General features: G+C 67.2%; 13 protein-coding genes. 1 reads left to right on the top strand and 12 read right to left on the bottom strand.

Features of this window, described 5'->3' with window-relative positions:
• Positions 1–17: 17 nt before the first annotated feature.
• The 7 genes from ACEN42_RS31605 to ACEN42_RS31575 all read right to left on the bottom strand — a co-directional run bounded on the left by ACEN42_RS31605 (position 18) and on the right by ACEN42_RS31575 (position 6,777).
• Complete coding sequence (locus tag ACEN42_RS31605; protein WP_371883957.1) at positions 18–1,055, bottom strand: ABC transporter substrate-binding protein; 1,038 nt, start codon at positions 1,053–1,055, stop codon at positions 18–20.
• Positions 995–1,762 carry a siderophore-iron reductase FhuF gene (gene fhuF / locus ACEN42_RS31600; RefSeq protein ID WP_371883556.1) on the bottom strand — a complete coding sequence of 256 codons (768 nt, stop codon included), beginning with the start codon at positions 1,760–1,762 and terminating at the stop codon, positions 995–997. The genes ACEN42_RS31605 and fhuF overlap by 61 nt, the downstream gene beginning before the upstream one ends.
• Positions 1,759–3,849: a Fe(3+)-hydroxamate ABC transporter permease FhuB gene (gene fhuB / locus ACEN42_RS31595; RefSeq protein WP_371883555.1), complete on the bottom strand. Its 2,091-nt coding sequence runs from the start codon at positions 3,847–3,849 to the stop codon at positions 1,759–1,761. The genes fhuF and fhuB overlap by 4 nt, the downstream gene beginning before the upstream one ends.
• A gap of 94 nt (positions 3,850–3,943) precedes the next feature.
• On the bottom strand, positions 3,944–4,759 hold the full coding sequence (locus tag ACEN42_RS31590) for an ABC transporter ATP-binding protein (RefSeq protein WP_371883554.1): 816 nt from the start codon (positions 4,757–4,759) through the stop codon (positions 3,944–3,946).
• Positions 4,756–5,754, bottom strand: a complete 999-nt coding sequence (locus tag ACEN42_RS31585) for a TauD/TfdA family dioxygenase (RefSeq protein ID WP_371883553.1) — start codon at positions 5,752–5,754, stop codon at positions 4,756–4,758. The genes ACEN42_RS31590 and ACEN42_RS31585 overlap by 4 nt, the downstream gene beginning before the upstream one ends.
• A 23-nt stretch (positions 5,755–5,777) precedes the next feature.
• A complete protein-coding gene (locus ACEN42_RS31580) occupies positions 5,778–6,029 on the bottom strand; it encodes an MbtH family NRPS accessory protein (RefSeq protein WP_035505183.1) in 252 nt (83 codons plus the stop codon).
• Positions 6,030–6,093: 64 nt separating this feature from the next.
• Complete coding sequence (locus ACEN42_RS31575) at positions 6,094–6,777, bottom strand: RNA polymerase factor sigma-70 (RefSeq protein ID WP_187604424.1); 684 nt, start codon at positions 6,775–6,777, stop codon at positions 6,094–6,096.
• 320 nt (positions 6,778–7,097) lie between these two features.
• Here ACEN42_RS31575 and ACEN42_RS31570 point away from each other — a divergent pair, with 320 nt between their 5' ends.
• Complete coding sequence (locus ACEN42_RS31570) at positions 7,098–8,261, top strand: GGDEF domain-containing protein (RefSeq protein WP_187604425.1); 1,164 nt, start codon at positions 7,098–7,100, stop codon at positions 8,259–8,261.
• Between the two features lie 27 nt (positions 8,262–8,288).
• Here ACEN42_RS31570 and ACEN42_RS31565 read toward each other — a convergent pair whose 3' ends face one another.
• The 5 genes from ACEN42_RS31565 to ACEN42_RS31545 form a co-directional block, all read right to left on the bottom strand.
• Positions 8,289–8,693, bottom strand: coding sequence for an RES family NAD+ phosphorylase (locus ACEN42_RS31565; protein ID WP_371883956.1), 405 nt, complete (start codon positions 8,691–8,693; stop codon positions 8,289–8,291).
• A gap of 95 nt (positions 8,694–8,788) precedes the next feature.
• The gene (locus ACEN42_RS31560; RefSeq protein WP_187604427.1) at positions 8,789–9,217 is read right to left on the bottom strand and encodes an antitoxin Xre/MbcA/ParS toxin-binding domain-containing protein; all 429 of its coding nucleotides are present in this window, start codon (positions 9,215–9,217) and stop codon (positions 8,789–8,791) included.
• A 67-nt stretch (positions 9,218–9,284) separates the two neighbouring features.
• Entirely contained in the window at positions 9,285–10,370 is a 1,086-nt protein-coding gene (locus ACEN42_RS31555; RefSeq protein ID WP_371883552.1) for a lipocalin-like domain-containing protein, read from the bottom strand.
• Positions 10,370–12,913, bottom strand: coding sequence for an ABC transporter permease (locus tag ACEN42_RS31550; RefSeq protein ID WP_371883551.1), 2,544 nt, complete (start codon positions 12,911–12,913; stop codon positions 10,370–10,372). The genes ACEN42_RS31555 and ACEN42_RS31550 overlap by 1 nt, the downstream gene beginning before the upstream one ends.
• Positions 12,910–13,599 (bottom strand): ABC transporter ATP-binding protein, encoded by a 690-nt coding sequence (locus ACEN42_RS31545; RefSeq protein ID WP_187604430.1) that lies wholly within the window; start codon positions 13,597–13,599, stop codon positions 12,910–12,912. Before ACEN42_RS31545 ends, ACEN42_RS31550 begins: the two co-directional genes overlap by 4 nt.
• Positions 13,600–13,724 lie beyond the last annotated feature (125 nt).

Genomic DNA, 13,724 nt, shown 5'->3' with positions numbered 1-13,724 from the left:
GATGCCCCGTTTTTTTGTCACCGCTTCGGCAACGCCAGCAACTTCTCCGTAATCACATCCCCCAGCCTCAACGCCGACATCGGCCCGCCGAATCCCCAGATATTCGGTTCGACGAGCGTCACGCGCCCTTCCTTCTTCGCGGGCACGAAGCGCCACACGGGCGAATCGAGTTTCGTATCGACGGGCGCGTCCGCACCCGAAGCCGTCACGAACAGCACAGCCACATCCGGCTGCTTCAAGAAGTCCGCCGACGTCAGATACACCGTGCCCTCGCGCGTCGGCTTCTCCGGCCACAGACGAACGCCAAGCGCGCGCGCCACGCCCGCCGCCGTGCTGTTGCCCGTATAGGCCCAGTATCGGTCGGGCAAGCCGAGTTCCTGCAACAGCGCGAAGCGCGTGCCCGTCAAACCAGCCTCTTTCAAACGCGCCGCGTGGCGCGCGAGACCCGCATCGAGTTTCGCGTCGGCATCGCGCGCTTGTTGCTCACGCCCCGTCATGCACGCGATCGTGTGAAAGATGCTGCGTGTCCATTCGAGCTGCGTGCGCGCGCCGTCGCCGTTGCCGTTCTCGACATCGGGACTGAACTGAAAGAGCACCGTCGGCGCAATGCGATCGAGCGCCGCGAAAATCGGCGCATGACGGTATCCCACGCCGATGATCAGATCCGGCCGCGTCGATGCAATCGCTTCCAGGCTCGGCTCCTGACGCGTGCCGACCGTCGGCACGCCCTTGAAGCGCGCGCTGTCGTAGCCGATCCAGCCGTCGTAGTACTCGGGATCGACCACGCCCACCGGCGTCATGCCGAGCGCGGCCACGTCCTCCGCGAACATGAATTCGAGCACGACGATGCGCTTCGGATGCACGGTCATCGTCTTGCTGAACTGCGAGACCGTCGGATTGCCGGCGAGCGGCGCGCATGCCTTGTTTTCGTCTGCGCACGCATGACGGCCCGCCAGCGCGATGCACAGACAAGCCGCGAACCATACCGCGCGCTTCAGCGGATGGCGTCCTGCAACGCTAGTTCGTCGTCGCGCATCGTCAAAAGCAGCGGGCAGCTTGCGCACAGTTGCGTCTCTCCAGGAATTTCATAGCGCACGCAGCACACGCGGCGCGCGCGGAACGGGTTGGGCAGGAGCGGCGAACGCGGCGTCGTGTCACGGAGCGGCACGCGCAGCGGGTTGGCATCGGTCGCGCGGAAGAGCCATGTCGGGTCGATATCCGCGTCGCTCAGAATCGATGGGCAATTCGCGAGCAGATAATCCAGCAGATTGCCCGCGTTGCTCCACAACACACGCGGCGCGATCTTCGTCATGCCCGCGATCATGCCGATCACGCTATCCAGATGCGCGACGAGGCTCGTATAGCGGCGCGCGGGATCGGCGTCGGGCGCGCGCAATGCATCGGCATCGAAATGAAGGGCGACGGGCATGCCTTCCTTCAGCACGAGATGCGTGCGTTCGGGCGACATGTCGAGCGGACGGCCGAGCAGCCGCGCCGCCGCCACGCCAGCGGGCGCGGCAAGTCCGAAGTAGTACTTGCTCCACTGCGACAGCAGCGCACGAGCGTGCAGCCCGGCATCGCCGCCGTAGAGCGCGATCATCGCGGCGAGCAATGCATCGCGATGATCGACGAGCGCTGTCAGTGGAATGCGCACGGCGTCATCGCCGGGACATTCATCCGGCGTGCCGAGCCACACGTTTTGCAGATACGGCGCGAGTTCGGGCGGCGCGAACGCGGCGAAGCTGCGCGCTTCGGGCTTCATCGCGCGCGGCCTCGTCCCTTGTCGCGGCGCGTTTCCATCACGAGCAGCGCCAGCATGTAAGGCGCGCCGATCAGGGCAGTCAGCACGCCCGCCGGAATCTCGCGCGGCGCGAGCAGCGTGCGCGCGGCGAGATCGGCGGCGGCCAGCACCAGCGCGCCCAGCAACGCCGCGAGCCAGAGCCGCGTGCCGTGCGAACGCGCGCCGAGCATCGTCGCGAGATGCGGCGCCATCAGACCGATGAATCCGACCGGTCCCACGGCCGCGACCGCCGCGCACGCGGCGAACGTCGCCACTGTGAGCACGAGCGGACGCAGCAACGCGATCGGCAATCCGAGCGCGGATGCCTGATCGTCGCCGAGCGCGAGCAGGTCGAGCGGGCGCGCGATCAGCGCGAACACCGGAAGCGCCAGCACGCACCATGGCAGGATCGTCGCGACCTCGCCCCAGCTTCGCCCATACGTGCCGCCGACCAGCCACACGACGAAGCGCGCCGGCTGCACGCTCTGCTGCGTGATGAGCCATTGCGCGAGCGTCGTGCACAGCGTGCCGATGACGATGCCCGTCAACGCCACCGCGAGCGGCGCGTATTGATGCCGTCGATTGAAAAGCAGCGTGACGACGAGCGTCGCACCGCCGCCGACGAGCGCGGCAGCGGCGAGAAAGAGATGACCGGCGAGCGGCCAGATCATCAGCGCGGCGAGCGTCGCGAGTCCCGCGCCTTGCGTCACGCCGAGCACTTCGGGACCGGCGAGCGGATTGCGCACGATGCTCTGCATCAGCACGCCGCTCGCCGCGAGCAACGCGCCTGCGAAGACCGCGCACAAGAGACGCGGCACGCGCAGTTCGAGCAGCATGCGGGCGATGTCGTCGCGATGCGTGAGTGCATCGATCCAGCGCGCGGGACCGAGCATCGTCGGACCGATGGATGCGCCGATGACGAGCACCGCGCATCCGATGACGACGAGCAGCGCCGCGAGCGCGGGCCACGGCAGCGCCGACAACATCCGCACCGCGCGCATGCCGCGTTTCACCGATTCACCCACCTGGCCCGCATGCAGCGCGTCGGACCACGCCGCGCCGCTGCGGATCATCGCGAGCATCAGCGGCGTGCCGACGAACGCGATCGCGACGCCCGTCGACAAGGTCGAATCGAGATCGAGCGCGAGCACGGCGCTGTCGGTGGCGAGCACGAGCGCGCCGCCCGCGAGCGCCGAAAGCGGCACGAGCGCCGCCAGCTTCGACGACTTCGCGCCGCGCATCATGCGCAGCAGATTGGGCGCGATCAGCCCGACATACGACAGCGGCCCCGCGATCGCCACCGCGACGCTCGCGAAGCCGACCGCGACGGTCATCGCGAAGAGGCGCGTCGCATCGACGCTCACGCCGGCGGCACGGGCGGCATCGTCGCCGAGCGCGAGCGGATCGAGCGGACGCATCACGAAGGGCAACGCGGCGAGCGGCAGCACGAGCCACGCGAGCGCCGACAGCAATCCCGACGCGCCGGGCTGATACAAACTGCCGCTCGCCCACAACGACGCCCCGACGACCGTCTGCTCGAACAATGCGAGCAGGAGCGTCGAGATCGCGGAGAAGAGCAGCATGCACACGCTGCCCGCGAGCACGAGCCGCAGCGGCGTCGCGCGCCAGCCGCCCGCCGCTGCCGCGACGCAGCCCGCCGCCGCGAGTCCGCACACGAACAGCAGCGGCACCGACGCCGCGCCGACGATCTGCGGCACGATCATCGCCGCGAGCAGGCCGAGTTGCGCGCCGCCGGTGATGCCGAGCAGATCGGGCGCGGCGAGCGGATTGCGCGTCAGCGCCTGAAAGAGCGCGCCCGCGACCGCGAGACAGCCGCCCGCGACGAGCGCCGCCGCGACGCGCGGCGCACTCAGATCGAAGAGGAAAACATGCGCGAGCTGCGCGGCATCGCTGCCCGGCGGCGCATCGAGCCATGCGCGAAATTGCGGGCCGAGACGCCATGCGGCGAGCGCGAGAATCGTCGCGATCAACGCAGCCGCAATCACGCCGACGCGATTGCGCGCAGCCACGCGATGCGGCGACGCGTTGGCATAAACATGCGTCGTCATGCGATCTTCCGTCCGACGATCAGCTCGATCACGAGCGACACGCGCCGCCAGAACGAGGCCTTGTGACGCCAGCGGCGTCGGGTAGCGAGCGTCGTCATGCAGCGATATCCCTTTGCCCGATGCCTTCGTAAGCGGGCACGCACATCGGCGCGCCGGTCTGCGGATGCGTGACGCGCAGCATGCGCACGCCAAAGGTCTCCTGCAAATGACGCGGATCGATCATCGCCTCGGGCGAGCCCTGCGCGACGATGCGTCCCGCGCGCATCAGCACGATCTCGTCGGAGAACGCCGCCGCCTGATTCAGGTCGTGCAGCACCCAGACGATCGTGAGTCCGCGCTCGCGGTTGAGCCTTCGCAGTTCGTGCAGGATGTCGAGTTGATGATGGATGTCGAGATACGTCGTCGGCTCGTCGAGCAGCACGATGGGCGCTTCCTGCGCGAGCGCCATCCCGATCCACGCGCGCTGCCGCTCGCCGCCCGAGAGCGCGGCGACATCGCGTGCGGCGTCGTCGATGAGTCCGCTCGCATCGAGCGCCGCATCGATCGCCGCGTGGTCCGCACGCGTGAGGCCGCGCATCCAGCCGCCGTGCGCATAGCGCCCATATGCGACCAGTTCGCGCACCGTGAGCCCCGCCGGAATCTGGTTGAACTGCGCGAGCATCGTGAGCGTGCGGGCAAGCTCGCGGCGGCGCATCGATGCGACCGGCTTGCCGTTCACGTCGACGATGCCCGCGCGCGCGGGCTGCAGTCCGGCGAGCGTGCGCAAGAGCGTGCTCTTGCCGCAGCCGTTCGGACCGCACAGCGCGGTGACGCGGCCCGCGGCGATATCGATATCGAGGTTCTCCAGTACGACGTCGTCGCGATAACCGACCGTCAATGAACGCGCGCGAAGCGCCGGACGAACGGTCATCGCGCCTCGCGATAACTCTGCGCCATCGCGACGACGACCTTGCGCGGTCCTTCGAACGGATCGCGTGCGTGCGCGCTCAGCATGTTGTCGAGCATCAGCACATCGCCCGTGAGCCACGGGAACGTGATGCGTTCATCGTCGAGCACGGCGCGGATTTCGGCGAGCGCATCGGCTTCGAGCGGCGCGCCGTCGCCGTAAAAGACGTTGCGCGGCACGTTGTCCAGCCCGACGGCATCGACGAGCGCTTCCTGCATGTCTTCGTCGAGCGTCGAAAGATGGAAGAGATTCGCCTGATTGAACCAGACCATGTCGCCCGTGCGCGGATGGCGCGCGACCGCCTGACAACGCTCTTCCGTGCGCAGCAGCCGTTCGCCGTCCTCGCTGTCGCGCCATGCGCAGGCGATGCCGCGCGCCGCGCAGATTCGCTCGACCTCGCGCGGATCTTCCGTGCCGAATGCGTTCTGCCACGGCAGATCGAGCCCTTGCCCGAAGTTGCGCACATAGAGCAGTTCGCGCTTCGCAAAGCGTTCGACGAGCGATGGAGACAACGCGCGATACACCGCGCGGCTGTCCGCGATCGGCGTCGCGCCGCCCGAGCGTGCGGCGAGCGCGCAGTGGAACCAGATGCGCATCGGCCATTCGCGCGTGTACGACTGCTCGTTGTGCAGCGGAATCGAGCGATGCGGCGGATATTCCGTCGAGGTATACACCGCGCCTTCGACCTGGCTGCGCGGCGTCGATGCGAATTCATAGCCGATCAGCGGATCGCCGAACGACGCGGCGAAGCGCTGGAACGCCTCGATCGACTCGACGCGAAAGCCGGTGAAGCGCACGCCGCCCGCGCGTTCGAGCGACTCGGCGACGATTCGTTGCAGCAGCGGCGTGGCGTCGGCGAGCGTCATGTCGGCGCCCGCGCGCGGCGATACGACGACCGGCAGGCCCGGCTCGATGCGCAGATCGGCCAGATCGGGCGCGGTCACGGATAGTTCGGTCATGCTGAATCCTCGAAGCGTGCGAATCAGTTGAGGCGCGCCTTCGCCTGCGCGTTGAGCGCGTCCATGTGACGGCGCAGGCTCGCGGGCCGCATGTCGGTCCACGTGTTCTCGATGTACGCGAGGCAATCGGCCTTCGCGCCGCGCTTGCCGGCTTCGCGCCAGCCCGCGGGCACTTCGCGGAAGGTCGGCCAGATCGAGTACTGCTCTTCGTCGTTGATGACGACCGTGTAGACGAGATCGTCCGCTGCGTGATTCTGGTTTTGCTGTTGCGTCATGGTGATGGGTCTCTCTGATGCGAAATGGGCCTTCATCGAATAGACGTTCGAGACGCGCGCTTTTTTACCGCCGACGCGCCCGCCCGCCGACGAACACAGGGCACGCGACATTGCGTTCGCGCGCATCGAGACAATCGGCGCAATGCTGCTGCGCGTCGCGCACCATGAAATGCACGAGCGTCTGCGAGACGTTCAGCGCGCGCGCCGTGCTCTGCAGCGTCTCTTCGCCGAGGCGAACCATTTCGAACGCGGTGCGGCTGCGGTCGGGCAACTGCGCGAGCGCATCGCAGACGCGGCGCAGCGTGTCGCGCGCCTGCACGCGTGCTTCGGGCGTGAGTTCCTGCGAGGGCACGTCGAAGCCGTCTTCCTCGTCCGCGCGATAGATGTTTTCGAGGCTTTGCCGTCGGCATGCGTCGATCGACGCGTTGCGCACCATGCGCGCGATGTAGCCCATCGGCTGACGCACCGCGTCCTGCTGCGGCAAGTCGATGAGACTGACGAAGACGTCGTGCACCACGTCCTCGGCGCGGCTCGCGCAACCGACGACGCCGCGCGCCATGTTCACGAGCATCTGCCGGTTCGCGACGGCGATATCGAGCAGGCTCGGCTCGACCGACGGCCGCTCAGGCACCGCTTCGGGCGCGACCGGATCGAGCCGATGCCAGTACGCATCGAGAGACAGATTCGAAGGCGGCGGCGAGATCGAAGAACGCTTCGACGATGCCGGCTGGACGCGCATGTAAGCCATAAATCGTGCTCCACTTTCGTAGGAGCCGCAAAGCTAGCGTAAACGCGAATCATTCTCAACATAGCCCCTGCGCGTCAGGAGGTTGTAAGTTTATGCCCGACTTCGGCGCATTCCCTGTGTGGGCGCGGGAGTCCGCGAGGCGGACAAAATGTCAAGAACGTCCGTCGAATCAATATTTTTTATCGCGCGTGCAAACTTCATTGCATGCGTTCGCCAGCGGCCGCCTGCCTAAAGTTTCGATCCGAACGACCGTTATCCGATATGTGGTCCGGCTTTCCCGCGAGGGTTCAGCCATCGCCGGACCGCCGCCGGAATCCAACATGGACCAACAGACTGAGGTGTTCACCCTGCCGCGCGGACGTGCGGCAACGTGGTTGCTGCACGCGGGAGCCGATATCCCCCGCGCGATCCGTGTCGCCCTCGTCGGGAGCCTGTTCGGGACGCTGCCGATTTTCGCGGGCGGCGTGCTGAATACGGTCGCCGTCGCGTGGGTGCTGGCTCGCCGGCATCCGACGACCGCGTTCCACATCTGGCTCGCGCTCGAAATCGCCGTGTGCCTCGTGCGGCTGTGCGTGCTCGTCGTCGCCCGGCGTCGGGCGCGCGCGCGCAAATCCACGCTGACCGACACCTACGTGCTGCTCGCGCCGCTGTGGGGCGCGACGGTCGGCTACGGCGCGCTCGTCTCCGTGCTATCGGGCGACTGGATCGCCTCGACGCTCTCGTTTCTATCCGCGGCCGCGATGGTCGGCGGCATCTGCTTCCGCAATTTCGGCGCGCCGCGTCTCGTCGCGGTGATGATCTTCCTGTCGCTCGGGCCGTGCTGCATCGGCGCCGTGCTGGCGGGCGAGCCGACGCTCTGGCTCACGCTGCTGCAAATCCCCTTTTATCTCTTCGCGATGAGCGCCGCGGCATGGCGGTTGAACGGCATGCTCGTCTCGACGATGAAAGCCGAGCAGGAAAACGACCGCCGCGCGCGCCACGACGAACTGACCGGCCTGTTGAACCGCGCGGGCCTCTTTCAGGCGGTGCGTTCGCGCGTAGCGGGGCATGCGCGCGACAGCGCGGGCACTGCTTTGCTGTATCTCGATCTCGACGGCTTCAAGGCCGTCAACGATGCGCACGGCCACGAAGTCGGCGACACGCTGCTCGCGCTCGTCGCGCGGCGCTTGCGGCATCTGTCGGGCGAAGGATCGCTGGTCGCGCGGCTCGGCGGCGACGAGTTCGTGATCGTCACGCCGCCGCACGCCGATCCGCTCGCGCTGCCCGATGTGATCGTGCGCGAACTGTCGAAGCCGTTTCTCACCGATGGCGGCGTGACGCTCGAAATCGGCGTGAGCATCGGCATTGCGATGTTCGACCATCATCATGACGAGCTCGACGGCGTGCTGCGTGACGCCGACAACGCGCTCTACGAGGCGAAGCGCGCGGGCAAGAGCCGCTGGGTTTCGGCGGGCGTGCGCGAAGTGGTCGGGCTTGTGGCCTGAAGCGTCAGCCGCTCAGGGTGCGCCTTCTCAAGCGCGAGTTTCGAACAACCGCCGATCCCACAGCACCGGGCGCGGTTTCGACACGTCGAACCTGGCGGCATCCGGATGCGCGGGATTCACGATCGCGTTGTACTCCGCGCGCGCCACGACGGATGGCACGAACAGGATGGCCGACCTCGCTTCATCCAGCCATTGATCGCCGATTCGACGCGCAATGCGCAAATCCGGGCCGTCCCATCCTCGGGGCAGATCGGCGGCTTCGATGCGCTCGATGCCGACATCGTCGGGCACGGTCGCCTCGACCCAGACATGCGTCTTCGGCACTTTGCCGATGCGTGCATGCACCAGCACTTCGAGCATCGCGCCCGCGAAATTCAGGGCGGCATAGATGGCGAACTTTCCCGGACTATTGAAGCGCCCCCCGACCAGCATGGCTCCCGTGCCGTTCCAGACCGGGTAGCGCCCATCGGCAATGCGGAACAGCCTCCGTTGACCCGCGCCTTGTTCTTTTTGCTTTCTTGCAGCGTTCACGCAGGCAGCCCATAGAAGAGTTTCCACATCAACTCTTCGACGCGCCGGGCGCCGAGTTCCGTGAGCGACACCTCGAGCGGCGTGCGCCCTTCGAGCATCGGATGGGGAACATTGAGGAATTCGCGTGCATCGTCCTCGTCGTCCCACACGTATTGCGCGGTCGCGACGACGCGCGCGAGCCGCTCCGTCCTCTCCGATTCATCGGGACTCAAACGATCGCGGCGACGCTTGAAGGTCGCCTCCGGAACGATGCGCGCCAGCAGCGCGCGACGTTCTTCGGCGCTGCGCGTCGCATGTTCGACCCCTTCCTTCAATGCGGATTTCGGCAATCCGCCACGAATCTGCTCGTCCAGTTCCGCGACGGAATGAGGAACGGGCTTGAGCGCCATCACCGCGGCGATTCTTTCGGGGGATACGAGTATCATTCTGACCACCTCGGCATCATATGATGCTTGCTGATAGCTCAAATGATACCGCATTTCGGCATCGCACTCAGCGCTTCTCCACTTCCACCGTCTTCGCATAGCCGGTAAGTTCGAGATACCCGCGCCCATTCCCGCCATCGCCGTCCAACGTCACCGCGCCTTCCCAATACAGCGCCCCGGTCGAATCGCGCGAGTCGAGTTCCTGATCGTCGATGAGCGGAGTCAGCCGCCAGCGCATCCCGCCGACGCGCACGTTCATCGCCACCGGATAAACCGTATTCGTGCGCGGCGAGCGCCATTGCCGCTCGGGCGTGAACTCGACATCGCCCGGGCCGAATTGCCGCATTCGACCGTCGGGCTCGCGCAGCGCGGCGTGCGCCCAGACCGCATGGCCGTCGCGGGCGCGGACCTTGAAGGCCATCAGCGCGGCGCCGTCGTCGAAATTGGCGCCGAGCCAGTCCCAGCCCGCCGCATCGGATGACAACAGCGTGCTCGACCATTCGTGATCGAGCCACGCGCGACCCGTCACGGCGACGCTCGCATTCGTTTTCCCCGATGCCGATGGCCGCGTCACGCTGCCCGTCACCTGCAACTGCGGCTCGCTGTAGTAGTAGCTCGCCCGTTCCGGCGACGGCCCCTTGCGCGAATAGCCCTGCTCGCCCTGGATCATCGGCGGCTGCGTCGGCGTGAAGGTGAGATGGAGCGCGAAACCCGCGGCATCGGCAATGACCGAATAGCGGCCATCTGCCTCGCGCGTCATGCGCCACGCGTCGAGCTTGACGTCGGTGTTGCCGTCCTTCGCATACGCGAGGCCGAAGCCCTGCCGCGCGACGTTCTGATCGTGTACGAGCCGTCCATACGCGGGATCGGACAACGCCGCGTGCGCGATGATCAGTTGCGACGGATCGAACGCGCTCCCGCCCTGCTTCTTTCCCGTGTTCGAGCGAAAGAACGTGATCTGAAAACCGAGCGGCCGATGATCGGGCGTTTCGAGCCAGCCGGTCGCGTACCACCATTCCGTGCGATACGACGGATGCGCCCCCGTATCTGTCGGCCATTCGATCGCGTGTCCCGGCGTGACGGGCGCGAACACCGGTTCATCGGCGAATGCGGTCAACGACGAAAACAGCCACGCGAGCAGCAGGACGCGCATCACCAGTCCTCCCGCACGGCGCGCACCGCATCGACGGACACGGCGCGCCGGCCCGACAGCACCGCCGTCGCGCACGACGACGCCAGCATCACGCACGCGATGATTGCGATCATCGTCCACGGAACATGCAGCGACATGCTCCAGTGAAACGACTGCGGATTCACGACGAACACGAGGATCAGACTGATCGCGAAGCCGAGCACGCAGCCCATCGCGATGCCGAGCAGCGTGAGCCATCCCGCTTCGGATGCCAGCAACACGAGGATCTGCGCGCGCGTCACGCCTACGTGCCGCAGCATGCCGAATTCGCGCGAACGCGCGAGCGTCTGCATCGAAAACGTCGCGCCGACGCCGAACAGGCCGATCACGATCGCCACCGCTTCCAGCAAATACGTCACGGCAAAACTGCGATCGAAGATGGTCAGCGTGCGCGCGCGAATCTCGCCCGGTTGCGAGAATTCGAGCGCGTCGCCGAACGGGAGTTTTTTGATCGCGTCGATGACCTGCGCCGCGCTCGAACCCGCGCGCAACGTGATCGCGACATCGGTCGCGGTCGTGTCGCCGGTGAGCCGACGGTAATCGGCGATACGCATTTGCAGCGCACCCGTCTGCCGCACGTAGTCGCGCCAGATTCCCGCGACGACGATGCGTTCGTTCGCCCCGCCGACAGGCAAGCCCACGCGCTCGCCCACGCGATAGCCGTACAGATCGGCCATCGCTTCCGAAGCCCAGACCGGCGTCTCGTCGGCGCGCCATGCAGACGGCGGCAACACGTCGCCGGTCATCTGCAAGCTCGCGCCGGGATCGGCGGCGTCGAGTTCGCGGGCGATCAGCGCAACGGGCGGTTTCGCGGCATCGAGCGTCAGTTTCGACGCCCGCGTGAACGCAGCGTGCGCGACGCCGTTCGCGGCGGCGAGCTGCATCTGCTGATCGGGCCGCAAGCCGCCCGTGTCGCCGCTCGACGCCATCCGCACATAGAGATCCGCCGACAGCAGATGCGCGAGCCAGTCTTCCACCGACACGCGAAAGCTCGTCACCATGATCGCCATCGCGACGATCAGCGTGAAGCTCGACAGCACGCCGCCCATCGCGATCGACGCCTGTCCCGGCGCATTCGCGATCCTCGCGAGCGCGAGCGCCGCGACGGCGTTGCGCGGCATCGGCGCGCGGCGAAACACGATCGCCGTGAGACGCGGCATCAGCGCGATGCCGCCGACGAGCAGCAGCGCGACGGCGACATATCCGGCGATGGGCGTATCGAAGACAGGCGGCGCCTGCGTCAGCGCGGCGCCCAGCGCCAGGCATGCGAGCGCGGGCCACGGCGTGCCGAGCGGCGCGAGCGCGGCTTCCTCGCTGCCCGCCTTCAACGCCGGCGCGGGACGCGCGCGCGCCGCTTCGAGCGCGGGAACGAGCGTGCCCGCGAGCGCAACGCCGATGCCGAGCGCGAGAAAAATCGCGCTGGCGACCGGCTCGAAGGCGATGCGCGGATCGACACCGGGGAAATATCCGCCGCCGAGATCGCTGCCGAAAAAGCGCAGCGCGAGCGCCGCGACCGTGAAGCCGAGCGCGATGCCGAGCACGCCGCCCACGACGCCGAGCAGCGCGCCTTCGAGCATGATCTGCCGAACGAGCGACGCGCGCGTCATGCCGAGCACGCGCAGCATCGCGAACTGCGCGCGGCGGCGCACGACGCCCGCGGCCTGCGTGGAAAACACGAGAAACGCGCCGGTGAACAGCGCAACGAGCGCCAGCACGTTCATGTTGATGCGATAAGCGCGCGACAGGCGGTCGGTGCGGCTTTCGATATCCTGCGTTTCCGTGACGACGAGCCGCCCGCCGAGTTCGCGTTGCAGCGTCTGCCGGAACGCATCGCGATCGACGCCGCGCGCCAGTTGCAGATCGACGCGCGAGAGCTTGCCCGCGAGCGCGAAATGCGTCTGCACGGCCGCGATGTCCATCACCGCGATGCGCTGCCCGGCACGCGTGCGCGCGATGCCGCCCGCGACACGCAGCGTCACCGGCGAAGTGCCGCTCTGCAACTCGACATGCCGGCCATCGTGCGCGCCGAGCCAGGTTTCTGCGGCAGGCGAAAGAAAGATGGCGTCCCCGTCGAGCACATCGAGCGATGCATCCGGCCTCGGCACGCCGGTCAGATCCGGCGCGATGCGTTTCGCGCGGAACACGTCGATGCCGAGCACCTTGAGCGGCGTGTTCTTGCCGGGCACGGCGACATCGACTTCGAGCACCGGACTCGCGAGCGCGACGCCCGGATGCGTCGCGAGTTGCGGATAGACGTTCTCGTCGATGAAAGGCTGCGCGCCGCGCACCTGCAAGTCCGCTTGCCCCGAGAGACTGCGCGCGGCGGCGGAAAACTCGTTGAACGCCGCGCCGTTGATGAGCTGCACCGCATATCCCAGCCCGACGCCGAGCGCAATGGTCAGCATGGCGACCAGCGCGCGGCCCCGATGACTGCGCCATTGCGCGCCGAGCAGCCAGCGCGTGAGCGTGTCGAAACCGCGGCGCGTGACGGCGACAGCGCTCATCGTGCGAGCGTCGCGGCGTGCAATGCGCCGTCGCTCAGAATCACGATGCGATCGGCGAATGCGGCGGCCGCTTCCGAATGCGTGACCATCACGGTCGCGGCTTGCGTCGCCTTCGTTTCGGCGCGCAGCAATTCGAGCACTTCGTGCGCGGTCTGCGGATCGAGATTGCCCGTAGGTTCGTCGGCGAGCAAAAGGCGCGGCCGATGCACCAGCGCCCGCGCAATCGCGACACGTTGCAGTTCGCCGCCGGAAAGCTGGCGCGGCATGTCGTCGCCGCGTCCGTCCAAGCCGACCGCCGCGAGCATCGCCCGCGCCGGTGCGGGCGGCATGCCGTTCAGCAGAAGCGGGACCGCCACGTTCTGATAGAGCGTCAGATGCGGCAGGACATGGAACGCCTGGAACACGAAGCCGAGCTTTTGCCGGCGCAAGCGCGTGGCGGCGTCGTCGGAGAGCGTGGAGATCGATGTGCCGTCGATCAGCACGTCGCCGCTGTCGGCGGTATCGAGACCCGCAATCAGATTGAGCAGCGTGGATTTGCCGACGCCCGAATCGCCCATGATCGCGACGAACTCGCCCGCCCCCAGCGCGAAGTCGAGCGCGTCGAGCACGATGCGGCCGCTGCCGTACTTCTTCGAGAGTCGGCGGCATTCGAGGGCGGGAGAAACGTCCGGGTCGGCGGGTCGCATTGCGGGTTGGATGGGGAGGATGTCGCGGTTCGGGATTTCGCAAGCATTGTGCCCAACGATCGCGCTTTCGGCTTGAATGCGTCGCGAGGCATGTCGGGTTATCCCTGATGCATCGTAGATTGACT

The sequence above is a fragment of the Caballeronia sp. S22 genome (genome assembly GCF_964261745.1).
In the GTDB taxonomy this organism is placed as follows: domain Bacteria; phylum Pseudomonadota; class Gammaproteobacteria; order Burkholderiales; family Burkholderiaceae; genus Caballeronia; species Caballeronia jiangsuensis.
The sequence above is the reverse complement of the archived record's forward strand: the minus strand, read 5'-3'. Positions and strand labels throughout refer to the sequence as shown.